General features: G+C 64.2%; 19 protein-coding genes and 1 tRNA gene. 6 read left to right on the top strand and 14 right to left on the bottom strand.

Going from position 1 to position 21909, the window contains the following annotated elements; all coding sequences use genetic code 11:
* Nucleotide 1: 1 nt before the first annotated feature.
* From ACSSV8_RS15820 to ACSSV8_RS15810, 3 genes are all read right to left on the bottom strand, one after another.
* On the bottom strand, nt 2–511 hold the full coding sequence (locus ACSSV8_RS15820; RefSeq protein WP_354540216.1) for a CarD family transcriptional regulator: 510 nt from the start codon (nt 509–511) through the stop codon (nt 2–4).
* A gap of 287 nt (nt 512–798) precedes the next feature.
* The gene (fdxA, locus tag ACSSV8_RS15815) at nt 799–1137 is read right to left on the bottom strand and encodes a ferredoxin FdxA (protein WP_354540215.1); all 339 of its coding nucleotides are present in this window, start codon (nt 1135–1137) and stop codon (nt 799–801) included.
* A 54-nt stretch (nt 1138–1191) separates the two neighbouring features.
* Entirely contained in the window at nt 1192–1566 is a 375-nt protein-coding gene (locus tag ACSSV8_RS15810) for an RNA-binding S4 domain-containing protein (RefSeq protein ID WP_454283122.1), read from the bottom strand.
* Nucleotides 1567–1733: 167 nt separating this feature from the next.
* Here ACSSV8_RS15810 and ACSSV8_RS15805 point away from each other — a divergent pair, with 167 nt between their 5' ends.
* Complete coding sequence (locus ACSSV8_RS15805) at nt 1734–1907, top strand: hypothetical protein (RefSeq protein ID WP_454283090.1); 174 nt, start codon at nt 1734–1736, stop codon at nt 1905–1907.
* A gap of 124 nt (nt 1908–2031) precedes the next feature.
* Here the strand turns inward: ACSSV8_RS15805 and ACSSV8_RS15800 are convergent.
* Nucleotides 2032–2117 (bottom strand) — tRNA-Leu (locus ACSSV8_RS15800).
* A gap of 144 nt (nt 2118–2261) precedes the next feature.
* On the opposite strand from ACSSV8_RS15800, the gene ACSSV8_RS15795 reads away from it, so the two are divergent.
* The gene (locus ACSSV8_RS15795; RefSeq protein WP_354540370.1) at nt 2262–3242 is read left to right on the top strand and encodes a complex I NDUFA9 subunit family protein; all 981 of its coding nucleotides are present in this window, start codon (nt 2262–2264) and stop codon (nt 3240–3242) included.
* 3 nt (nt 3243–3245) lie between these two features.
* On the opposite strand, the gene ACSSV8_RS15790 is transcribed toward ACSSV8_RS15795, so the two are convergent.
* On the bottom strand, nt 3246–4049 hold the full coding sequence (locus ACSSV8_RS15790) for an undecaprenyl-diphosphate phosphatase (protein WP_454283089.1): 804 nt from the start codon (nt 4047–4049) through the stop codon (nt 3246–3248).
* A 217-nt stretch (nt 4050–4266) separates the two neighbouring features.
* Here ACSSV8_RS15790 and ACSSV8_RS15785 point away from each other — a divergent pair, with 217 nt between their 5' ends.
* Both ACSSV8_RS15785 and gltB read left to right on the top strand, forming a co-directional pair.
* Nucleotides 4267–5700 (top strand): NAD(P)-dependent oxidoreductase, encoded by a 1434-nt coding sequence (locus ACSSV8_RS15785; protein ID WP_454283088.1) that lies wholly within the window; start codon nt 4267–4269, stop codon nt 5698–5700.
* An 85-nt stretch (nt 5701–5785) separates the two neighbouring features.
* Nucleotides 5786–10318, top strand: a complete 4533-nt coding sequence (gene gltB / locus ACSSV8_RS15780) for a glutamate synthase large subunit (RefSeq protein WP_454283087.1) — start codon at nt 5786–5788, stop codon at nt 10316–10318.
* Between the two features lie 50 nt (nt 10319–10368).
* Here gltB and ACSSV8_RS15775 read toward each other — a convergent pair whose 3' ends face one another.
* The 5 genes from ACSSV8_RS15775 to dctP all read right to left on the bottom strand — a co-directional run bounded on the left by ACSSV8_RS15775 (nt 10369) and on the right by dctP (nt 16057).
* Complete coding sequence (locus ACSSV8_RS15775; protein ID WP_454283086.1) at nt 10369–11886, bottom strand: malonate--CoA ligase; 1518 nt, start codon at nt 11884–11886, stop codon at nt 10369–10371.
* A 12-nt stretch (nt 11887–11898) separates the two neighbouring features.
* Complete coding sequence (locus ACSSV8_RS15770; RefSeq protein ID WP_454283085.1) at nt 11899–13140, bottom strand: malonyl-CoA decarboxylase; 1242 nt, start codon at nt 13138–13140, stop codon at nt 11899–11901.
* Nucleotides 13137–14453 (bottom strand): TRAP transporter large permease, encoded by a 1317-nt coding sequence (locus ACSSV8_RS15765; protein ID WP_454283084.1) that lies wholly within the window; start codon nt 14451–14453, stop codon nt 13137–13139. Before ACSSV8_RS15765 ends, ACSSV8_RS15770 begins: the two co-directional genes overlap by 4 nt.
* The gene (locus ACSSV8_RS15760; protein WP_354540363.1) at nt 14453–15001 is read right to left on the bottom strand and encodes a TRAP transporter small permease; all 549 of its coding nucleotides are present in this window, start codon (nt 14999–15001) and stop codon (nt 14453–14455) included. Before ACSSV8_RS15760 ends, ACSSV8_RS15765 begins: the two co-directional genes overlap by 1 nt.
* A 72-nt stretch (nt 15002–15073) precedes the next feature.
* A complete protein-coding gene (gene dctP, locus ACSSV8_RS15755) occupies nt 15074–16057 on the bottom strand; it encodes a TRAP transporter substrate-binding protein DctP (protein WP_454283083.1) in 984 nt (327 codons plus the stop codon).
* A gap of 141 nt (nt 16058–16198) precedes the next feature.
* On the opposite strand from dctP, the gene ACSSV8_RS15750 reads away from it, so the two are divergent.
* Nucleotides 16199–16855, top strand: coding sequence for a GntR family transcriptional regulator (locus tag ACSSV8_RS15750; RefSeq protein ID WP_354540362.1), 657 nt, complete (start codon nt 16199–16201; stop codon nt 16853–16855).
* Between the two features lie 8 nt (nt 16856–16863).
* Here ACSSV8_RS15750 and yihA read toward each other — a convergent pair whose 3' ends face one another.
* The 4 genes from yihA to ttcA form a co-directional block, all read right to left on the bottom strand.
* Nucleotides 16864–17514: a ribosome biogenesis GTP-binding protein YihA/YsxC gene (gene yihA / locus ACSSV8_RS15745; RefSeq protein ID WP_354540361.1), complete on the bottom strand. Its 651-nt coding sequence runs from the start codon at nt 17512–17514 to the stop codon at nt 16864–16866.
* 35 nt (nt 17515–17549) lie between these two features.
* The gene (gene yidC / locus ACSSV8_RS15740) at nt 17550–19382 is read right to left on the bottom strand and encodes a membrane protein insertase YidC (RefSeq protein WP_354540360.1); all 1833 of its coding nucleotides are present in this window, start codon (nt 19380–19382) and stop codon (nt 17550–17552) included.
* Between the two features lie 115 nt (nt 19383–19497).
* Nucleotides 19498–20220, bottom strand: coding sequence for a hypothetical protein (locus tag ACSSV8_RS15735; protein ID WP_354540359.1), 723 nt, complete (start codon nt 20218–20220; stop codon nt 19498–19500).
* A gap of 52 nt (nt 20221–20272) precedes the next feature.
* Entirely contained in the window at nt 20273–21142 is an 870-nt protein-coding gene (gene ttcA, locus ACSSV8_RS15730) for a tRNA 2-thiocytidine(32) synthetase TtcA (protein ID WP_354540357.1), read from the bottom strand.
* A gap of 241 nt (nt 21143–21383) precedes the next feature.
* Between ttcA and ACSSV8_RS15725 the strand changes: the two genes are divergently transcribed.
* Nucleotides 21384–21884, top strand: coding sequence for a type III secretion system chaperone family protein (locus ACSSV8_RS15725; RefSeq protein ID WP_354540356.1), 501 nt, complete (start codon nt 21384–21386; stop codon nt 21882–21884).
* The last annotated feature ends 25 nt before the right edge of the window (nt 21885–21909 follow it).

Genomic DNA, 21909 nt, shown 5'->3' with positions numbered 1-21909 from the left:
ATCAGGCCGCGCGGGACACCAGAACCTCGCCAACCTGCTTGGCGGCCTGAACCTCATCCGCACCGGAGGCGGCCGCCACTTCGCGCGTCAGGCGCTCAAGCGCGGCCTCGTAAAGCTGACGCTCCGAATAGCTCTGTTCGCGCTGATCGTCGCTGCGGTGGAGGTCGCGCACGACCTCTGCGATGGCGATAAGGTCGCCCGAATTGATTTTCTGCTCATACTCCTGCGCGCGGCGCGACCACATCGCCCGCTTGACGCGCGCCTTGCCCTTGAGCGTGGTCATCGCCTTGGAGATCACGTCCGGGCTCGACAGGCCGCGCATCCCGATTTCCACCGCCTTGTTGGTTGGCACGCGCAAGGTCATCTTGTCCTTTTCAAAGGAGATGACGAACATCTCGAGGCTGAGGCCCGCAATCTCCTGTTCCTCGATCGAGATGATCTGGCCCACGCCATGCGCCGGATAGACAACGTAATCGTCGGGGCGAAACTCGGTCTTTCTGGTTTTCGACATTCGGTTCTTTCCTTGCATCACGCCCTAAGGCACAGCAAACGCCACATGCCTCGATCTCTCAAGATCAGGGTATATGGGTCATGTTACATGATTTGCCCCCAACGGCAGCGTAAGGGGGCCTGTGAGGCGTGTTTCTTGTGTCACCTAAGTGAGTGTAACACAAAAAAGACCCTTGCGAAAGGGGATGCTCTCAAACACCTCTTTTCAAGTCAGGATTTCAATGCGTTAAACGAATTCAAAACCTTCATCCGGTCCGGCTGCGCGCCGAATCGGGATGCGCGTCGGGCTCAGCCTCCTTCGCCGGGGGCCTCGGAGAAATACTTGTCCATCTTGCCCGTCTCGCCGTCGCGCTCTTCGGCTTCGGGCAGCGGGTCCTTCTTGGTCACGATGACCGGCCAGGCCTCGGAATACTTTCGGTTGAAGGTGACCCACGGCTCCATGTCCGGTTCGGTATCGGGGCGGATCGCGTCGGCGGGGCATTCCGGTTCGCACACGCCGCAGTCAATGCATTCGTCGGGATGGATCACCAGCATGTTCTCGCCCTCGTAGAAACAGTCCACCGGGCATACCTCGACGCAATCGGTGTATTTGCAGGCGATGCAATTGTCGGTGACGACATAGGTCATGGCGATCTCTCAGGTTTCCTCAGCGCTGCGCATCACCTAATCCAGTGTGCCGGATCATTCAAGCGTGCCGGGATCACGCGGGAGGAGTTTGCGCCGGTCGCGCTTGGTGGGCCGCCCCTTTCCCTCGAAGCGCGGTGCCGGCGGAACGGTGTCCTGCGTCTCGGGCGGGCTCAGGTCATCATAGAGGGCCTGCGCCTCGGCGGCAGGCCCGCGTCGCGCCCCAAGTGCGGCGATGCGCACCACCCGCACCCGCGTGCCTTGCGCGAACGTCAGCACATCGCCCGGGCCGACACCCTGCGCGGGCTTGCTCACCCGCGCGCCATTGACCCGGACATGACCCGCCGACACCTGCCCTGCCGCAAGCGTGCGGGTCTTGAAAAACCGCGCCTGCCAAAGCCATTTGTCAAGACGCAGCTTTGCCGGGGCAATGTCGGTCAAGAAAGACCCCCGCCCGGCCTGAAATCCGTGCTCATCCGTCTCGCTCTCGCACCCTTATTCCTGCATCGGGATCGCCTGAGGCGGTCCGCCACTTTACTCGGTTGCCCCCCTGTCCCTGTCTTATCGGGAAACGGATGTTGAGCCAACGCATAACGCGCTTGTTCAAACGAATTGACCGCCTGGATGGCACGGGCTGCGGCAAGGTGGAAAGCATAACGCCCGTGCAGCGTGACGCGCTCGACCGGTGGGCGGCTGCGATCACTTCCGGTGGTGAAGCCGAAGCGACGGCGCGGCGCGGCCTTGCCGACAGTCTGGTTGACTTTGACCCATGAGCCCGCGCCCCCGACTGACGCGTTCGAAGCATCAAGCGGCGCTCAAAGGGTGTTGGATCAAGGCGGGGCGTGAAACCATGCCGAACGATTTTTCTATACAAATCATTATGTTGTGGGAAAAACATGGTGCCCAGGAGAGGACTCGAACCTCCACGGCCTTGCGGCCACTGGCACCTGAAGCCAGCGCGTCTACCATTCCGCCACCTGGGCAGGTGTCGTGACGCTGGCGTTTAGACGCAGCCCGCGCAGGTGTCAACGGCGAATTCGCGCGATCTGTCGCAGGGTGCTTAACGCCTTGTCGCGCCGGAGCGTCGGCGCTAGGAAAGAGGATGTAATCGCGGATCGGAGGCCCTCATGTCCCAGCTTGTCACAATCTTTGGCGGATCGGGTTTTGTCGGTCGCTACATCGCGCGGCGGCTGGCGGCAAAGGGCTGGCGGGTGCGGGTCGCGGTGCGGCGGCCCAACGAGGCGATGCACGTCAAACCCTACGGCGTGCCGGGCCAGGTGGAGCCGGTGTTCTGCAATATCCGCGACGATGCGAGCGTGCGCGCGGTGATGCAGGGGGCCGATGCGGTGGTCAATTGCGTCGGCACCTTTGATCGCAAGGGCCGCAACAATTTCCAGGCCGTGCAGGCCGAGGGCGCGACGCGCATCGCGCGCATCGCCGCCGAGGAGGGCGTGGCGCGAATGGTGCACCTGTCGGCCATCGGCGCGGATGCGGGCGCGAAGAGTCTCTATGCGCAGAGCAAGGCCGCCGGTGAGGCCGGTATCCTCGACCATATGCCGCAGGCGGTGATCCTGCGCCCTTCGGTGATCTTCGGGGCCGAGGATCAGTTCTTCAACCGTTTCGCCGCGATGACACGGCTTGGTCCGATCCTGCCGGTGGTGGGCGGGGGCACGCGGTTTCAACCGGTGCATGTGGACGATGTGGCACAGGCGGCGGTCATGGGTGTCACCGACGCGGCTGCGCCGGGGATTTACGAGCTTGGCGGGCCGGAGGTGGCGACGTTCCGAGATCTCATGCAGATGATGCTTCGGGTGATCCGGCGGCGGCGGCTCATCGTGAACATTCCGTTCGGCGTTGCCGCGCTCATGGCCGGGGCGATGGAGTTGGTGCAGACGGTCACGCTTGGCCTTGTGCCGCCGCAGATCACGCGCGACCAGGTGCGCAGCCTGCGGGTGGATAATGTGGTGCAGGCCGGGGCCAAGGGCTTTGCCGATCTGGGGATCGTCCCGGTCGCGCCCGAGGCGGTGTTGCCCGATTACCTCTGGCGGTTCCGCCCGACGGGTCAGTTCGAGGCGATCCGCGAATCGGCGCGCAACCTGCGCGCCTGAGCCTTACGTGTAGGCGATCCAGAGCAGAACGGCCCCAAGTCCGATGCGGTAGATCACGTAAGGCGTGAAGCTGACGCTGCGCAACAGCCGCATCATCAGGCTGAGCGCCAGCAGCGCGGCGACAAAGGCAAAGAGCGCGGCAATCGCCCCGTCGCGCAAAAGCGCCGTATCGGCGTCCATCGCCACCTCCAGACCCAGAAGCGCGCCGCTCGCCATGATCGTCGGGATCGACATGAGCATGGAGATGCGCGCGGCGTCATGGCGCGCATAGCCCAGAAACCGCGCGCCGGTGATGGTGATGCCCGAGCGCGACGTGCCGGGAATGAGCGCCACGGCCTGCCAGAGGCCAAGCGTGACCGCCTCTCGCATCGTCCAGTTTTCGGCGGTCTTCTCGCTGCGGCCGCGCTGATCCGCCCACCACAGCAAGAGGCCGAAGATGATCGTCGCCCAGGCGATCACGGTGATCGAGCGCAGCGCGTCGTTGAGACCGGTGAGCTTGAGCAGCAATCCACACAGGATCACCGGCAGCGTGGCGACGATCAGCAAAAGCGCGAGGCGCGCGCCGGGCGTGTCGGCGCGCCCGGTCAGAAGGCGCGGCAGAGCGGCGAGCGCCGGCCCGACATCGGCACGAAAGAACAGCATGACGGCAAGCAGGGTGCCCACATGCACGGCCACGTCGATGGCCTGCCCCTGATCCGCCATGCCGGTGAGCGCAGGCAGGAGAATCAGATGACCGGAGGAGGAAATCGGCAGAAATTCGGTGATGCCCTGAAGGACAGCGACCATAAATATCTGAAAAAGTGGCATTATTGTGCGTCCTGCAAGGCTTTGCGCGAATGTATATCTGATCTGTCGCCAAGCGCAAATTCCAAGATATGACCGTATCGGAACTAAATTTAGGGGGTTTTGCAGAATAAAATCTCTCTGCGGCGCTAAAATCTTAAATTAGGTCATACTGTATGACTTTTCATTTGTGGCGATGCCTTTTATACAGAGCTTCTGGCCAGACTCGGGAGGATGCCGCATGGCAAAGCAGGCGATGTTGAAATTCGTGACGGTCGGGCGTGACATGCCCGCCAAGCGCGAGGCCGAGCAGCGGCGGCAGGATTTCGGCGAGATCTATGCCGAGTTCGCCGACGCCAAGGCCAAGGAACAATCCAGCCGATGCAGCCAATGCGGCGTGCCCTACTGCCAGACCCATTGCCCGCTGCATAACAACATCCCCGACTGGCTGCGCCTTACTGCCGAAGGGCGGTTGAAAGAGGCGTATGAAATCAGCCAGTTGACCAATACGTTTCCCGAAATTTGCGGGCGCATCTGCCCGCAGGACCGCCTCTGCGAGGGCAATTGCGTGATCGAGCAGTCGGGCCATGGCACCGTCACCATCGGCGCGGTCGAGAAATACATTACCGACACCGCCTGGGAAGAGGGCTGGGTCGAGGCCATCGCCCCCAAAACAGAGCGGGGTGAGAGCGTCGGGATCATCGGTGCGGGGCCCGGCGGCCTTGCCGCCGCTGACGTGCTGCGGCGGGCCGGTGTGCAGGTCACGGTCTATGACCGCTATGACCGCGCGGGCGGGCTCATGACCTATGGCATCCCCGGCTTCAAGCTGGAAAAGGACGTGGTGATGCGCCGTATCGAGCAGCTTGAACAGGGCGGCGTGGACTTCGTGCTGAATTGCGACGTGGGCACGGATCTGGGCTTTGACGAGATTCGCAACAAACACAACGCGGTCATGATCGCCACCGGGGTCTACAAGAGCCGCGAACTGGACGGGCCGGGGGCGGGGTCGCAAGGCATCGTGCGGGCGATTGACTACCTGACGGCAAGCAATCGCGTGGGCTTTGGCGACCGTGTGCCGGAATATGAGAGCGGCGAGTTGAACGCGGCGGGTAAGCGGGTGGTCGTGGTCGGCGGCGGCGATACCGCGATGGATTGCGTGCGCACGGCGATCCGGCAAGGCGCAAAATCGGTCACTTGCCTTTATCGTCGGGACCGCGAGAACATGCCCGGCAGCCAGCGCGAGGTGGCCAATGCCGAGGAAGAAGGCGTTGTTTTCGAATGGCTGAGCGCGCCTGTGGGCTTTGCGGGTAATCCGGTGACGGCGGTGAAGGTGCAGAAAATGCGCCTTGGCGCGCCCGATGCGACGGGCCGCCAAAGCCCCGAGCCGATCGAGGGTGCCATCGAGGACGCGCCCGCCGATCTGGTCATCAAGGCGCTTGGGTTTGAGCCCGAAAGCCTGCCGACCCTCTGGAACAAAAAGGAATTGGAAGTCACCCGCTGGGGCACGATCAAGGCCGAGTTCACCACCGGGCGCACCGCGCTGCCGGGGGTCTATGCGGTCGGCGACATCGTGCGCGGCGCCTCCCTCGTGGTCTGGGCGATCCGCGACGGGCGCGACGCGGCGGCGGCCATACTCGACGATCTCGATGGCGCCAGGGCGGTTGCGGCGGAATAGCGGTCAATCGCCGTCGTTCCGGCAGACTGCAGCAAGACAACAAGACAGACATTCTGACCCACCGGGTTGAGGAAGGGAAAGACCGATGACGACATTCGATTCCGACTGGGCGGCCAGGGAAGAGGCCAAGCGCGACTTGCTCGCCGCGAACGGCATGTATGCCCATGAGGAGGAACATTCCTCCTGCGGGGTCGGCCTTGTTGTCAGCATCGACGGCACGCCCTCGCGCCGGGTGGTGCAGGCGGGGATCGACGCGCTCAAGGCGATCTGGCACCGGGGTGCGGTTGATGCCGATGGCAAGACCGGCGACGGGGCGGGGATCCATGTCCAGATCCCGGTTCCGTTCTTTTACGACCAGATCCGCCGCACCGGGCACGAGCCGGACGAAAGCCGCCTTATCGCGGTCGGACAGGTGTTCTTGCCGCGCACGGATTTCGGCGCGCAGGAACGTTGCCGGACCATCGTGGAAACCGAAGTGCTGCGCATGGGCCACACGATCTATGGCTGGCGGCATGTGCCGGTCGATATCACCTGTCTGGGCGAAAAGGCCAATGCGACGCGGCCCGAGATCGAGCAGATCCTGATTTCCGACGCCAAGGGGCTCGATGAAGAAGAGTTCGAGCGCGAACTTTACGTGATCCGCCGCCGGATCGAGAAGGCGGTGACACAGGCCGGGATCAACGGGCTTTACATGGCGAGCCTCTCGTGTCGCAGCATCATCTACAAGGGCATGATGCTGGCCGAACAGGTGGCGGTGTTCTATCCCGATCTTATGGACGCGCGGTTCGTCAGCAACTTCGCCATCTATCATCAGCGCTATTCCACCAATACCTTCCCGCAATGGTGGCTGGCGCAACCCTTCCGGATGCTGGCGCATAACGGCGAGATCAACACCCTCAAGGGCAATGTCAACTGGATGAAGAGCCACGAGATCCGCATGGCAAGCGGGGCGTTCGGCGATCTGGCAGAGGATATCAAGCCGATCATCCCGCAAGGGTCCTCGGACAGCGGCGCACTCGATGCGGTGTTCGAGTTGCTGGTGCGCGCCGGGCGCAACGCGCCGATGGCCAAGACCATGCTTGTGCCCGAGTCGTGGTCGAAGCAGGCCGAGGAACTGCCCAAGTCATGGCGCGACATGTATTCCTATTGCAACTCGGTGATGGAGCCGTGGGACGGGCCGGCAGCATTGGCGATGACCGATGGCCGCTGGGTCTGCGCGGGGCTCGACCGCAACGGGCTGCGCCCGATGCGCTATGTCGTCACCGGTGACGGGCTGGTGATCGCCGGGTCCGAGGCCGGGATGGTGCCGGTGGACGAGGCATCGGTGAAGGAAAAGGGTGCGCTTGGCCCCGGTCAGATGCTGGCGGTGGATACGAAAGAGGGCAAGCTTTATCACGACGCGGAAATCAAGGACAAGCTGGCCCATGCCCAGCCCTATGCGGATTGGGTGGGCAAGATCAACGAGCTTGACGATGTGCTGGCGGGCGTGACGGAGCGGCCGCTCTTTACCGGCGCGGAATTGCGGCGGCGGCAGATCGCGGCGGGCTACACGATCGAGGAGATCGAGCAGATCCTTGCCCCCATGGCCGAGGATGGCAAGGAGGCGGTGGCCAGCATGGGCGATGACACGCCTGCGGCTGTTCTCTCGCGGCAATACCGCCCGCTTAGCCATTATTTCCGGCAGAATTTCAGCCAGGTGACCAATCCGGCGATTGATTCCTTGCGCGAATTCCGGGTGATGAGCCTCAAGACGCGGTTCGGCAACCTCAAGAACGTGCTGGACGAGAGCAGCGCACAGACCGAGATCATCGCGTTGGAAAGCCCGTTTGTCGCCAACGCGCAATGGGATGAGTTGCTGCGGCAATTCGGTGGCGATGTGGCCGAGATCGACTGCACCTTTGCCCCCGGCGGCACCGCGCTCCAGGACGGGCTGGAGCGCATCCGTGCCGAGGCCGAGGATGCCGTGCGCTCGGGCGTGGGCAATATCGTGCTGAGCGATCACGGGTTGAATGAGGACCGCGTGGGAATGCCGATGATCCTGGCGACAAGCGCGGTTCACAGCCACCTGACGCAAAAGGGGCTGCGGACGTTTTGCAGCCTCAACCTGCGTTCGGCCGAATGCATCGACCCGCATTATTTCGCCGTGCTGATCGGTGCGGGGGCGACCACGGTCAACGCCTATCTGGCCGAGGACACCGTGGCCGACCGCATCGCGCGCGGCCTGATCGACGGCAGCCTGACCGAGGCGATGGCGCGCTATCGCGCGGCGATTGACCTTGGCCTGCTCAAGATCATGTCGAAGATGGGCATTTCGGTGGTCTCCTCCTATCGCGGTGGCCTCAATTTCGAGGCGGTGGGGCTGAGCCGGGCGCTTTGTGCCGAGTATTTTCCGGGGCTGACCAGCCGGATTTCGGGCATCGGCGTGTCGGGGATTCAGGCGAAGCTCGAGGAGGTGCATGGCCGCGCCTTTGGCGGCGGTCAGGATATCCTGCCGATCGGCGGGTTCTACAAGGCGCGCAAGTCGGGCGAGACCCATGCCTGGGGCGCGCAGACCATGCACATGATGCAGACCGCCTGCAACAAGGCAAGCTATGCGCTGTGGAAGCGGTATTCGGCGGCGATGCAGGCCAACCCGCCCATCCATCTGCGCGATCTGATGGCGATCAAGCCGATGGGCGAGGCCATCCCCATCGAGGAGGTCGAGAGCGTGACCGCGATCCGCAAGCGGTTCGTGACGCCGGGGATGAGCCTTGGCGCGCTGTCGCCCGAGGCACACAAGACCCTCAACGTGGCGATGAACCGGATCGGCGCGCGCAGTGACAGCGGCGAGGGCGGCGAGGATCCGGCGCATTTCACGCCCGAGGCCAATGGCGACAATCCGAGCGCCAAGATCAAGCAGGTGGCCTCTGGTCGGTTCGGCGTGACGGCGGAATACCTCAACCATTGCGAGGAGTTGGAGATCAAGATCGCGCAAGGCGCCAAGCCCGGTGAGGGCGGGCAGTTGCCGGGAATGAAGGTCACCAAGCTGATCGCGCGGCTGCGCCATTCGACCGAAGGCGTCACGCTGATCAGCCCGCCGCCGCATCACGACATCTATTCCATCGAGGATCTGGCGCAGCTCATCTATGACCTCAAGCAGATCAATCCCGAGGTGAAGGTCTGCGTGAAGCTGGTGGCGCAATCGGGCGTGGGCACGATTGCTGCCGGCGTGGCCAAGGCCAAGGCAGATGTGATCCTGATTTCCGGGCACAACGGCGGCACCGGGGCAAGCCCTGCGACCAGCATCAAATATGCCGGCCTGCCCTGGGAGATGGGCCTCACCGAGGCGCATCAGGTGTTGAGCATGAACAACCTGCGCGAGCGGGTCACGCTGCGCACCGATGGGGGCCTTCGCACGGGCCGCGACATCGTCATGGCGGCGATGATGGGGGCCGAGGAATACGGCATCGGCACGGCGGCGCTGATTGCCATGGGCTGCATCATGGTGCGGCAATGCCAGAGCAACACTTGCCCGGTCGGCGTCTGCACGCAGGACGAAGCGCTGCGCGGGAAATTCACCGGCACGGCCGAGAAGGTGGTGAACCTCATCACCTTCTACGCGCAGGAGGTGCGGGAGGTTCTGGCCTCCATCGGCGCGCGGTCGCTCGACGAGGTGATCGGACGGGCGGACCTGCTGACGCAGGTCAGCCGTGGCTCGGCGCATCTGGACGATCTCGACCTCAACCCGATGCTGATCACCGTCGGTGCGGTCGGGCGGCAGCGGCTCGACCGAACCCGCCCGCGCAACGAGGTGCCCGATACGCTTGATGCGGAAATCGTGCGCGATGCGGCGCGGTTCCTCAATGATGGCGAGAAGATGCAGCTTCACTATACTGTGCAGAACACGCATCGCTCGGTGGGCACGCGGGTGTCGTCGCATATCGTGCGGCGCTTCGGGATGCGCAACAGCCTGCAACCCGATCACCTGACGGTGAAATTGACCGGCAGCGCCGGTCAGTCGCTGGGGGCCTTCGCGGCACCGGGGCTGAAGATCGAGGTCTCGGGCGATGCCAACGACTATGTCGGCAAGGGCCTCAGCGGGGCCACCATCGTGGTGCGCCCGCCGATGGCAAGCCCGCTTGTCGCGCATGAAAACACCATCATCGGCAACACGGTTCTGTATGGTGCGACGGGTGGCTGCCTTTTTGCCGCCGGGCGCGCGGGCGAGCGGTTCGCGGTGCGCAATTCGGGGGCAAAGGTGGTGGTCGAAGGCTGCGGCAGCAACGGCTGCGAATACATGACCGGCGGCGTCGCGGTGATCCTGGGCGAGATCGGGGCAAATTTCGGCGCGGGCATGACCGGGGGCATGGCCTATGTCCACGATCCCGAGGGCCGCGCGCCGATGCTCGTGAACGGCGAGACGCTGGTTGCCTGCAAGGTCGCCGAAGCGCATTGGGAGGCCGAACTCAAGGGGCTGATCGAGCGGCACCTGTCCGAGACAGGCAGTCGCCGCGCTCAGGGCATCCTGCGCTATTGGGACCGCGAATTGCCCCATTTCGTGCAGCTTTGCCCGCGTGAAATGCTGGACAAGCTTGCGCATCCGCTCGGGGTGACGCCGAAGGCGATCCCGGCGGAGTGAGGCCGCTTCAGGGGTGACATGGATGGGGGCGGGCCAATGGGCCGCCCCCTCTACGCTGTGGTGAAGAGGTTGGCATACTCGGCCCGGAGCACGTTTTTCTGCACCTTGCCCATGGTGTTGCGCGGCAGCGCCTCGAGCAGGATAAGCCTGCGCGGGTGCTTGAAGCGAGCGAGAGAAGCGGCGGCAGCGGCGGCGATGGCGTCGAGATCGGGCACGGCCCCCTTTTCGGGGACAATGAACGCCACCACCGTTTCCCCGAAATCGGGATGCGGCACGCCCACCACCGCGCTTTCGAGCACGCCGGGCTGATCGTCGAGCAGCAACTCGATTTCCTTCGGGTAGATGTTATAGCCGCCCGAGATGATGAGATCCTTGGCCCGCCCCACGATCGAGACATAGCCGCGCGCGTCGATCATCCCAAGATCGCCGGTGATGAAAAAGCCGGTCTCGCGCAATTCCTCGGCGGTCTTTTCGGGCATGTTCCAGTAGCCCTTGAACACGTTCGGGCCGCGCACCTCGATCATGCCGACCGCGCCTTGGGGTTGGTCCACGCCGGTGTCGGGATCGGTGATGCGCAATTCCACCCCGGGCAGGGGAAAGCCCACGGTGCCCGCGCGCCGTTCGCCGGCGTAAGGGTTGGAGGTGTTCATGTTGGTTTCGGTCATGCCGTAGCGTTCGAGAATGCGGTGGCCGGTGCGCGCCTCGAACGCCACATGCGTTTCCGCCAGAAGCGGCGCGGAGCCGGAGATGAAGAGCCGCATATGCGCGACAAGATCGCGGTCAAAGCGCGCGTCGTCGAGCAGGCGGGTATAGAAGGTGGGCACGCCCATCATGGTGGTGGCGCGCGGTAGATTGGCGATCATCTGATCGGTGTCGAATTTCGGCAGGAAGATCATCGAGGCCCCCGCCAGAAGAATCACGTTCGTCGCTACAAAAAGGCCGTGCGTGTGAAAGATCGGCAAGGCGTGCAGCAGCACGTCATCGCCGGTGAAACGCCAGTAATCCACCAGCACCTCGGCATTGGACAAAAGGTTCGTCTGCGTGAGCATCGCTCCCTTGGAGCGGCCCGTCGTGCCCGAGGTGTAGAGGAACGCGGCAAGGTCATCGGCACCGCGCGGCGTGGTCTCGACTGTTTCGGGCTGCGTTTGCGCGGCATCGGGGAGTGTGCCCGCGCCACCTGCCCCGAGCGTCAGCAGCGCCGCGCCGGACGCATCGGCCACCGCGCGCAAGGCGTCGGCGCGGGCAGGATCGCACAGAAGCAGCTTCGCGCCGCTGTCGGAGACGAAATAGCCCAGCTCATCGGCGGTATAGGCGGTGTTGAGAGGCAGGAACACGATCCCCGCCTGCACGGCGGCGGCATAGACCGCCAGCGCCTGCGGCGATTTCTCGACCTGCACCGCGATCCGGTCGCCGGGGGTCAGCCCCGCCGCGCGAAAGGCTTGAGCATAGCGCGCGGCCAATCGCAGAAAGGCGTCATAGCTGAGCGTGCCCCCGTCTTGCAGGTGCAGGAACGGCGCGGCGTTGCCCGCGTGGCGTCCGAACAGGCGGTCATAAAGGGGGTTGGCCATGGCGATGATCCTTCACTCGGTCTTGTCGGCGCTCGCGGCGAGGGATCGGACCCCCGAGGAGGCGGCAATGCGCCCCGCCCCGGCGAAGCGTTCGTGGTTCTGCGAAATCTGCGCGAGATCGTAAAGGTAATTCACCATCACGCCGCCCGATTGCCGTTCCCCGTTGGGCGAAAGGTCGGCACCGGCATGGACGGCATGGACCGAGGCCCCGTTGCCGAGATGGAACCGCGCCACCGGATCGACGGGCGTGCCGTCCTCGCGTCTGGCGTCGAGCAGGTAATGCGCGGCGATGGCGCGCCGCGCCTGCGGCTCTTCGGGCAGGGCGCGCCCGGTCTGCGACAGCCAGCGGCTGAGGCCGGGAATGGGCGAGAGGGTGACGAACGTCTTGAGGTCGGGCAGTTCCTGCGCGAGGTCGGCCACCACCTGCTTGATCAGTGAATTACCAAAGGAAATTCCGGCCAGCCCCGCCTGACAGTTGGAAATCGAGTAGAAAACGGCGGTATCGGCCCCTGTCGCGGGGATGGCCTCGCGCTCTTCGGACAGAACGTCATGGATCGCGCCGGGAATACCGCGCGTCAGCGCCACCTCGACAAAGATCAGCGGCTCGTCGGGCATGGCCGGGTGAAAGAAGGCGAAACAGCGCCGATCCTGCGGGGCAAGGCGGCGGCGCAGATCGTCCCAGCTGTCGATCGCGTGCACTGCCTCGTAGGCGATGATCTTTTCCAGCACAGCGGCGGGAGAGGACCAGTTGATCGGGCGCAGCACCAGAAAGCCGCGATTGAACCACGAATAGAACAGGTGCTTGAGGTCAAGATCGACCACGCCAAGGCCGGGATCGTCGCGCATCAGCCGCAGAAGATCAGCGCGCATCGTCACAAGCTGCCCCGTGGCCCCCGGCACCTGGTTGAGACGGCGGGCAAGCTCCTGCCGGGGCGGCTCGGCGGCGGCGATGAAGGCGGCATAGCGCGCGCGCGACGGATCAGCCTCGAACGCCGCCAGCGTCTCGCGCACGGCCTCGGCGTCAAAGCTCAGATCGCGGGCGAGAAAGCCGAAGAACTGCGCCTTCGCGCTGTCGTCAAGGCCCGCGAACCGCTCCAGCATATGCCGCGCCAGCACCATGCCCGAGACCTCTCCTGAACTGCCCAGCAGATCGCGCGCCAGCGTCTCGAGCGAGCGGTTGCGCGGGTCGGGCGCGCCGGAACTGAAATAGCGCCGCTCGAACACCGTCGATAGTAGATCGGCCAGCACGCTCATTGCGCCGCCCCCATGACCGCATCGGGCAGCAATGTGGCAATCCCCGGAAATAGGCACAAGAGGATGATCGCCAGCACCATGCAACCGACATAGGGCAAGGAGCCGTAGAGGATCGTCTTGAGCTTGATGTCGGGCGCAATGCCGTTGATCACATAGAGGTTGAGGCCGACGGGCGGCGAAATGAGGCCGATTTCCATGTTGATGGTCAGCACCACGGCGAACCAGATCGGATCGAACCCGGCGGTGGTGATGATCGGCAACAGGATCGGTGCTGCCATCAGGATCACCGCGACGGGCGGCAAAAAGAAGCCCGCGACCAGCAGAAAGACGTTGATCGCCGCCATCAGCACCCAGCGGTTCACGTCGAGCGTGCCGATCCATTCGGCGATGGACTGGGTGATGAAGAGCGACGAGAGCATGTAGGAAAACACCCCCGCCGCCGCGATGATGAAGAGGATCATCACGCTTTCGCGGGTCGAATCGCGCAGCACCACCCAAAGGGCTGCGGGCGACCAGAGCCGGTAGATGATCATAGCGATGAGCAGGCACAAAAGCGCGCCGACGGCCGCCGTCTCGGACGGCGTGGCGATACCGCCATACATGGCATAGAGCACGCCGAGGATGATGGCGAGAAAGGGCAGGACGCGGGGCAGGATCTCGAATTTCTGCGTCCAAGTATAGGGTGTCGCGCGCAAGAGGTTCACATCGCCCGAACGCCAGGTCTGATAGAGCGACCAGGCCATGAAGAGCGCGACCAGCAGCAGCCCCGGAAGGACGCCGGCCAGGAACAGCCGCCCGATCGAGGTCTCTGTGGCGATGCCGTAGACGATCATCGTGACCGAGGGCGGGATGAGAATGCCGAGCGTGCCGCCCGCCGCGATGGAGCCTGCGGCAACGGAATCAGGATAGCCGCGCTTGCGCATCTCGGGGATGCCCATCTTGCCGATGGCGGCACAGGTGGCAGGTGAAGAGCCGGACATGGCCGAAAAAAGCGCGCAGGCTCCGAGGTTCGAGATAACGAGGCCGCCCGGCACGCGCGTCAGCCACCGCTCCAGCGCCTCGTAAAGATCGGCACCCGCCCGGGTGGAGGCGATGGAGGCCCCCATGATGATGAACATCGGGATCGACAGCAGCGCGAAATTGTCCAGCTTGCCGAACATGATCTCGGGCATGAGCTCAAGCGAGCGCATCCCGTCGAACACGATCAGGAACCCGCCCGAGACGATCAGCAGCCCGACCGCGACCGACACGCCGGAAAAGAGCACCACGATGGTGGCAACAGCCACGATGAGGCCAAGCAGAAGCGGGTCCATCAGGCGTCCTCCAGTCCAAAGGGCTTGTCGATATCGAGCAGAACGGCGATCAGGTCCGCCACGAGTTGCAGCAGAAAGAGCGCGAGGCCGAGGGGCAGCGAAAGATAGGGGATCCAGAGCTTGATGGCCCAGACCGTGTCCGACCTCCAGCCGCGCGACCAGGCAAGGTGCCAGAATTCCGCGCCATACCAGAGCATCACCGCGATCACGAGGATCGAGAGCGACAGCGTGACCACCGCCAGCACCTTGCGCGCCCCGCGCGGGAGTGCCATCGGGATGAGATCCACGTTCACATGGCCGCGCAGGCGCTGCACATAAGGCAGACCCAGAAGCGTCGCCGCGATCATCAGGTAGACCACGGCCTCGGTCTGCCAGATGGTCGCGCCGTTGAGCACGAAGCGGATCCAGATCATCTGGCAGGTGATCAGCACCGCCGCCACGATCATCGCCGCGGATATCCAGCCCGCGAGGGTGGAGAGCGCGGCGATCGCGCGCAGGAAGGGATGTCTACCGGTGCGCGCGACGGCACCCGGGCTTTGGCCGGCCATGGTCGGACCTCATCACGTTGTCAGGGCTGGGAAAGGGGGCCGCCGTCCGATGGGGCGGCGGCCCGTGGCGAATCACTCGACAGCGAGCGCCATGTCAAGCAGCGCCTGCCCGTCGGGCACGCTTGCCACGAATTCCTTGAACGAGGTTTCCTTGGCCAGCGCCAGCCAGGCGGCGAAATCGTCCTGGCTCATCTCGGCGATCTCGACACCGGCCTCGCGGAACACCTCGACCGAGGCCGCGTCTTCCTTCTTGGCCTCTTCAAGATAGAAGGCCTCGGCCTTTTCCGCCGCCGCCAGAAGCGCGGATTGCTGTTCGGCGCTCAGCCCGTCAAAGGTGGATTTGTTCATCAGAAGCGGCTGATACATGAACCACAGCGCCACGTCGCCCGCGGGCGTGTAGCATTTCACCTGCTCGTAGATGCGGAACGACACGAAGGACGAGGACGAGGTGTTGACCGCGTCGAGAACGCCGGTCTGCATGGCGTTGTAGACCTCCGAGCTTGCCATCGAGGCGATGGAGGCACCGGCACCGGCCAGCATCTGCTCGAACGCCTTGCCTGCCGCGCGGGTCTGCATCCCCTGCACATCCTCGGGCCGACGGATGCACTTGTCCTTGGCGGCAAAGCCACCGGCAAGGTAGCCGTGCACCAGCACCATCACGTCATCCTCGGCCATCTTGGCCTCGAGCGCCTCCATGAACGGGCTGTCCGACAGGCGCGCGGCGTGGTCGTGGTTCTTCACGAGGCCCGGCATGAGGGTGAGGTTGTAGGCCGGTTGCTGGCCGCCCGCGTAGCTGAGCGGCAGCACCGTCATGTCGAGCTGTCCCCGGCTGAGGGGCGTGTATTGCTCGCGCGCCTTGAAGAGCGACTGCGACCCGAAAATCTTGATGTCGAGATCGACCCCGGCGGCGGCAACCTCATCGGCGACGATCTGCGCGACCCGGTGCCGGATGTCCTGATTGGACCATTGATGCGACAGGCGCAGGTCCGTGGCGTTGGCGGTGGTGCCCAGCAAAAGGGCGCTGGCGGCGGCTGCCGCGAGTCCGGTGAATTTCATGTTGTCCTCCCATGTCTGCCCCGGCTCTCTCATGGCCGGGGAGATTGGGGCAGTCTTTGGCAGGATGCATTCAGAGTCAAGAATTTTGTATACAATAATTTCAATCTTGCGCACCAAGAAATTCGCGCATAGCGTTGTTTCATGTCTCAACGTCGCGCCGACAGCATTGCCGATAGTCTGGAAGAGATGATCTTTACCGGAGGCTTCAGCGACGGCGATCGGCTGGACGAGACCCGGCTGGCCCAACAATTCAACGTTTCGCGCACCCCGATCCGCGAGGCGCTCGGGCGGCTTGTGGCCTCGGGGCTGGCCGAGCAGATCCCGCGCCGGGGCGTGTTCATCCGTCAGCCCGGGCCGGTCGAACTTCTGGAAATGTTCGAGACCATGGCCGAGATCGAAGGGGTCTGCGGCCGTCTTGCCGCGCTGCGCATATCCGAGAACGCGCTGGCCGAACTGGAAAACGCGAACGCGCTTTGCACGGCGGCGATCGAGGCGGGCGATACGGACGCCTATTACCGTGAGAACGAGCGGTTTCATCACGCCATCTACCGCGAGGCGGGCAATACCTTTCTGGAGCAGGAGGCGTTGCGCCTGCATCGGCGGCTCAAGCCGTTCCGGCGGATGCAATTGCGGGTGCGCGGGCGCATGGCGCAATCCATGGCCGAACACGAGGCTGTTGTTGCGGCCCTGCGCGCGGGCGCGTCCGACCGTGCCGCCGAGGTTTTGCGCGGGCATGTGGCCATTCAGGGCGAGAAGTTCCACCGCCTGATGTCAGGCCTGCGCCGCGCGGCGGAATAGCGCTGCGCTCAACCGAGCGCCGCGATGGTGGCGCGCAGCGTGGCCAGCCCCTCGTTCTTTTCCGAGGAGGTCAGGATGATTTCGGGATAGGCCGCAGGATGGGGGGCGAGGCGTGCGCGCACCTGCGTCAGCACCGTGTCGAGCGTGGCGGCGTTGATCTTGTCGGTCTTGGTCATGACGCATTGAAAGGGCACGGCGGCGCGATCCAGAAGTGCCATGATTTCCTCATCCACCGGCTTGATACCGTGCCGCGAATCCACCAGCACGAAAGCGCGGCGCAGGCTTGGGCGGCCCGAGAGATAGGCCTTGAGCAGGGCCTGCCATTTCGCCACGACCGCCACCGGCGCATTGGCAAAGCCATAGCCGGGCAGATCGACGAGGTAATGGCTCTCGCCCAGGGTGAAGAAGTTGATCTCCTGCGTGCGGCCAGGCGTGTTGGAGGCGCGCGCAAGCGCCTTGCGCCCGGTGAGCGCGTTGATCAGGCTGGATTTGCCCACATTGGAGCGGCCCGCAAAGCAGACCTCGGCGCGGTCGGCGGGTGGCATCCCGGACATGGCCACCACGCCCTTCAGGAAATCGACCGGGCCGGCAAAGAGCTTGCGACCCGCCTCCGCGGTGGCATCGTCGGGCGTCTCGGCCACGGGAAAGGCGAGTTTCATGGCGGCTTACCTGGCAAGGACGCGGGCGGGCCGCGTCACTTCCTTTTCTCGGGTTTTGTCGCGGGCGCGGGCTTGTCGCCGCGTTTGAAGCTCGACCGGATGTTGCCGAACACGTCTGGCTTGTGCCCATGGCTGCGCATGATCGCATATTGCTGCGAGAAGGTGATCATGTTGTTGGCGATCCAGTAGATCACGAGGCCGCTGGCGAAGCTGCCGAGCATGAACATGAACACCCAGGGCATCCAGGCAAAGATCATCTTTTGCGTGGGATCTGTCGGCGACGGGTTGAGCTTTTGTTGCAGCCACATCGAAATACCGAGGCCGAGCGGCAGGATGCCGATGAAGATCAGCGCGAGAACGGATCCCGGTTCGGGCGCGGCCCAGGGGAATACGCCCCAGAGGTTGAAGAGCGACGACGGATCGGGCGCGGAAAGGTCCCTGATCCAGCCGATCCAGGGTGCATGGCGCAATTCCAGCGTGACGAAGATCACCTTGTAGAGGGAAAAGAAGATCGGGATTTGCAACAGGATCGGAAGACAGCCCGCGGCCGGATTGACCTTTTCCTTCTTGTAGAGCGCCATCATTTCCTGTTGCAGCTTCTGGCGGTCGTCGCCGGCGATCTCCTTGATCTTCTCCATCTGCGGCTGGAGTTCCTTCATCTTGGCCATGGAGACGTAGGATTTGTAGGCCAGCGGCAGCACCAGCGCCTTGATGGCGAGGGTGAGCGCGATGATCGCCCAGCCCATGTTGCCGATGATCTGGTTGAACCAGTGCAGCGCCGCGAAGATCGGTTTGGTCAGGAAGAAGAACCAGCCCCAGTCGATCGAATCGAGGAACCGGTCGACGTTTTCCTCGTTCTGGTAGCGGCGGATGGTGGCCCATTCCTTGGCCCCGGCGAAGAGGCGGCTCGAGGCGGTGACGGTGGTGCCGGGCGCAAGGCTGAGGGTGGCCTGCACGGTCTCTGTCTGGAAGATGCCGCGCTGCGGGTCGAACTTGGTCACGGCCTTGAAGGGCGTGCCGGGATCGGGGATGAGCGTCGTCATCCAGTAGTGATCGGTAAAGCCGAGCCAGCCGCGATCGGTGACCTGTTCGACCTCGGCGGGCGCGCCCTCGCGCGCGTTGAAATCGAGTTTCTCGATGTCCTTGTAGCTCAGCTCCTTGAGCGTGCCATCGAACATGCCGACCACCCCCTCGTGGAGGATGAAGAAATTCTTGAGATCCGCAGGGCGGCCGTGGCGGGCGATGATGCCATAGGGCGCGAGGCTGACCGTGGCCGTGCCCCGGTTCTCGACCGACTGGCGCACGGAGAACATGTAATCGGCGTCTATGCTGATTTCGCGGCGGAAAATCAGACCCGCGCCATTGTCCCAAACCAGCGTGACCGGGCTTTGGGTGGTCAGCGCGGTGCCGCTCTCGACCGCCCAGAGCGTGTTGGCACCGGGGACCTCATCGGGAGAGAGACCCGCGCCGGGAGCCCAGCCGTGAAGCGCGTAATAGGGCGTGATCGCACCTATGGGATTGAGCAGGTGAACGGTATCGGAGTCGGGGTCGATCGTTTCCCGATAGTCCTTGAGCACGAGATCGTCGACCCGGCCCCCCAGAAGCGAGACCGAGCCGGACAGGCGGGCCGTGTCGATCTCGAGGCGGGGCGTTTCGGCGGTTGTCTCGGCTGCGACATCGCTTGCGCCCGCCACGTCGGTTGCGCCCGGCGCCGCGGTGGGGGCGGGGGGCGTGAGACTGTCCTGCGCCAGGGGCGCATTGGGATCGGTGGGTGCCGGTTCGGGCGGTGGGAACAATACGAACCACAGCAGGATCACGAGAAAGCTGAGTGCCGTCGCGAGAATGAGGTTCTTGTTCTGTTGATCCATGGTCCGGAACCGTCCGTCATTGCAGTGTCACCGGGCGTTCAACAGAGTGCGGCTCCAAAGGTCAAGCGGTTTCCGGGATTGACAGGGGGGGGCGGCGGGGATTCGTCGCGCCGCATCACGCTTTCGGCCCGTCTCGCGGACGCGCGCGCGCTGCCAGCAGGGGGGGGGCTGGACGCAAGGTTTGCGATGGCGGCAGGCGCGCGTCCCGTCCGAGGGTTGCCAGCGTGTTGCTGAGTGTCACGGGCGTGACGGGGCGGGCACGGGGCTGGATCATCTCGACTGCCGAGGATATGCCGAGCGCATCGGAGGCAAGCATGGCCGAGGTCGCGGCGCGTGCCGCGAGTTCGAGCCGATGCGCGATCTGTCGGATGGCGGCGCCGGTGAGCGACCTGTCCGCTGCAAGCAGCACGCCGAAACGCCCCTGGCCGAGGTCAAAAAGCCGATCCTCCGGGCGCAGGGCACGGGCGAGATGATCGAGGCAGGTTGTCACGAGCCGTGTCTGCATCTGCGGGCCGTGCCGCACGTGGATGGCGGCAAACCCGTCGATGCCGAGAAACAGGCACGGGGCTGTCTGCGCATCGTCGCGCGCGCGCGCAAGGTGCCGTTCGATGGCGAGGGCCATATCGGCCAGTTGTCCCGGTGCCGGTTCATGTCCCGTTGTCGCGCCGGTCCCCTGTCGCGGCAGGGTTGCGATCAGTGCGAACGGCAGTGCAAGCCACATCACCTGCGCGCCGAACCAGATCACCGCGAGCACGAAAGCCAGAGCGAAAACAAGGAGTTGCGGCCCGCGCAGCGCCTCTGACACGGCGTTGAGCCGGTCCTTCAGGGGGCTTGTCACAGGACGCATTCCGTTCTCCGATTCTGACGGAGACCATTCTGGGCCCCGAGGGTTAACGAAGCGTTGGCTGCGCTTCGGAAACTGTCTCGGATTTGACCTTTTCGCGGGTCAGCCCCGCGAAATCGAAGAGTTTCGGGTCAAGCAGATGCGACGGGCGCGCGTTCATCAGCGCGCGGAACATCACCTGCCGCCGGCCGGGGCTGCGCGCCTCCCAGCCATCAAGGATCTGTTTCACCTGCTGACGCTGCAACCCGTCCTGCGAGCCGCAGAGATCGCAGGGAATGATCGGATAGGCCATCGCCCGCGCAAACCGCGCGCAATCGGCCTCGGCCACATGCGCGAGCGGCCTGTAGACAAAGAGATCCCCCTCTTCGTTCACGAGCTTGGGGGGCATCGTCGCCAGCCGCCCGCCGTGAAAGAGGTTCATGAAGAAGGTCTCGAGGATATCGTCGCGGTGATGGCCGAGCACCACCGCCGAGCAACCTTCCTCGCGGGCGATCCGGTAGAGATGGCCGCGCCGTAGCCGCGAACACAGGGCGCAATAGGTGCGCCCCTGCGGCACCTTGTCCATGACCACGGAATAGGTGTCCTGATACTCGATCCGGTGCGGCACGCCCATGCGGTCGAGAAACGCGGGCAGCACCGTGGCCGGAAAACCGGGCTGACCCTGATCGAGATTGCAGGCGAGCAGATCCACGGGCAGAAGTCCGCGCCATTTCAGCTCGTAGAGCACGGCAAGGAGGGTGTAGCTGTCCTTGCCGCCGGAGAGGCAGACCAGCCAGCGCGCGCCCGGTTCGATCATGCCGTATTGCTCGACCGCCTCGCGCACGTTGCGCACGATCCGCTTGCGCAGCTTGCGGAACTCGGTGCCCGTGGGAGCCCCGTGAAAAAGCGGATGAATCTCGACCTCGACCTCTGACATGCGCGCGCTTTAGGGACTTTCGCGCCCTCGGGCAAGAGGGGGGGCAATGGGGCTTATCTTGGGGTCATGGGTCACTTACCCACAACAATCTGGTGGCACCCCCAACAAATTGCTTTACACCTCGCACGCCACCCATCACCATATATTGTATGGGCGGTCATGACGACGGTCGCCCGTAGAGCAGGCACCTAGCGGTTGGGGTGCGAAGGCCCCCACGCGCTATAGCAAATGAGGCGGCGCCATGGCACTTTCCGAGCATTATCTCAGCGACGATCTGCACCCCATCGACATCGTCGAACACATCGCCGAGCACCATGACTGGGAGTTCGACCGTATCGGCGACGATCAGATCGCCATGGCGATCGAGGGCCAGTGGCGCACCTATGCGATCACGCTCGCCTGGTCGGGCCATGACGAGACCCTGCGGCTGGTCTGCACCTATGAGATGGAGCCGCCCGAGGACCGCCTGGCCGTTCTCTACGAGATGCTCAACGCGGTCAACGATCAGTGCTGGAGCGGGGCCTTCACCTGGTGGGCAGAGCAGAAGTTGATGGTATGGCGCTATGGGCTTGTGATGTCGGGAACACAGGGGCCGAGTCCCGAGCAGATCGACACCGCCCTCGGTGCGGCGTTGACGGCATCGGAGCGGTATTACCCGGCGTTCCAGCTTGCGATCTGGGGTGGCAAATCTCCGCGCGATGCGATGCAGGTCGCCATTGCAGAGGCCTACGGGCGCGCGTAAACCTGCCCCCGCAAGCGAAAAGCGG

The sequence above is a fragment of the Roseovarius sp. MBR-79 genome (genome assembly GCF_053628555.1).
Note: the sequence above shows the minus strand (reverse complement) of the source record. Positions and strands in the feature narration are given on the sequence as shown.

What these genes read in the sequence shown, in the direction of transcription:
- ACSSV8_RS15820 (WP_354540216.1), bottom strand. Translation starts at nt 511, where the DNA reads ATGTCGAAAACCAGAAAGACCGAGTTTCGCCCCGACGATTACGTTGTC.
- ACSSV8_RS15760 (WP_354540363.1), bottom strand. Translation starts at nt 15,001, where the DNA reads ATGGCCGGCCAAAGCCCGGGTGCCGTCGCGCGCACCGGTAGACATCCC.
- yihA (WP_354540361.1), bottom strand. Translation starts at nt 17,514, where the DNA reads ATGAAACTCGCCTTTCCCGTGGCCGAGACGCCCGACGATGCCACCGCG.
- ACSSV8_RS15790 (WP_454283089.1), bottom strand. Translation starts at nt 4,049, where the DNA reads ATGCCACTTTTTCAGATATTTATGGTCGCTGTCCTTCAGGGCATCACC.
- ACSSV8_RS15765 (WP_454283084.1), bottom strand. Translation starts at nt 14,453, where the DNA reads ATGGACCCGCTTCTGCTTGGCCTCATCGTGGCTGTTGCCACCATCGTG.
- ACSSV8_RS15775 (WP_454283086.1), bottom strand. Translation starts at nt 11,886, where the DNA reads ATGGCCAACCCCCTTTATGACCGCCTGTTCGGACGCCACGCGGGCAAC.
- ACSSV8_RS15750 (WP_354540362.1), top strand. Translation starts at nt 16,199, where the DNA reads ATGTCTCAACGTCGCGCCGACAGCATTGCCGATAGTCTGGAAGAGATG.
- ttcA (WP_354540357.1), bottom strand. Translation starts at nt 21,142, where the DNA reads ATGTCAGAGGTCGAGGTCGAGATTCATCCGCTTTTTCACGGGGCTCCC.
- ACSSV8_RS15795 (WP_354540370.1), top strand. Translation starts at nt 2,262, where the DNA reads ATGTCCCAGCTTGTCACAATCTTTGGCGGATCGGGTTTTGTCGGTCGC.
- ACSSV8_RS15770 (WP_454283085.1), bottom strand. Translation starts at nt 13,140, where the DNA reads ATGAGCGTGCTGGCCGATCTACTATCGACGGTGTTCGAGCGGCGCTAT.
- gltB (WP_454283087.1), top strand. Translation starts at nt 5,786, where the DNA reads ATGACGACATTCGATTCCGACTGGGCGGCCAGGGAAGAGGCCAAGCGC.
- yidC (WP_354540360.1), bottom strand. Translation starts at nt 19,382, where the DNA reads ATGGATCAACAGAACAAGAACCTCATTCTCGCGACGGCACTCAGCTTT.
- dctP (WP_454283083.1), bottom strand. Translation starts at nt 16,057, where the DNA reads ATGAAATTCACCGGACTCGCGGCAGCCGCCGCCAGCGCCCTTTTGCTG.
- fdxA (WP_354540215.1), bottom strand. Translation starts at nt 1,137, where the DNA reads ATGACCTATGTCGTCACCGACAATTGCATCGCCTGCAAATACACCGAT.
- ACSSV8_RS15785 (WP_454283088.1), top strand. Translation starts at nt 4,267, where the DNA reads ATGGCAAAGCAGGCGATGTTGAAATTCGTGACGGTCGGGCGTGACATG.
- ACSSV8_RS15725 (WP_354540356.1), top strand. Translation starts at nt 21,384, where the DNA reads ATGGCACTTTCCGAGCATTATCTCAGCGACGATCTGCACCCCATCGAC.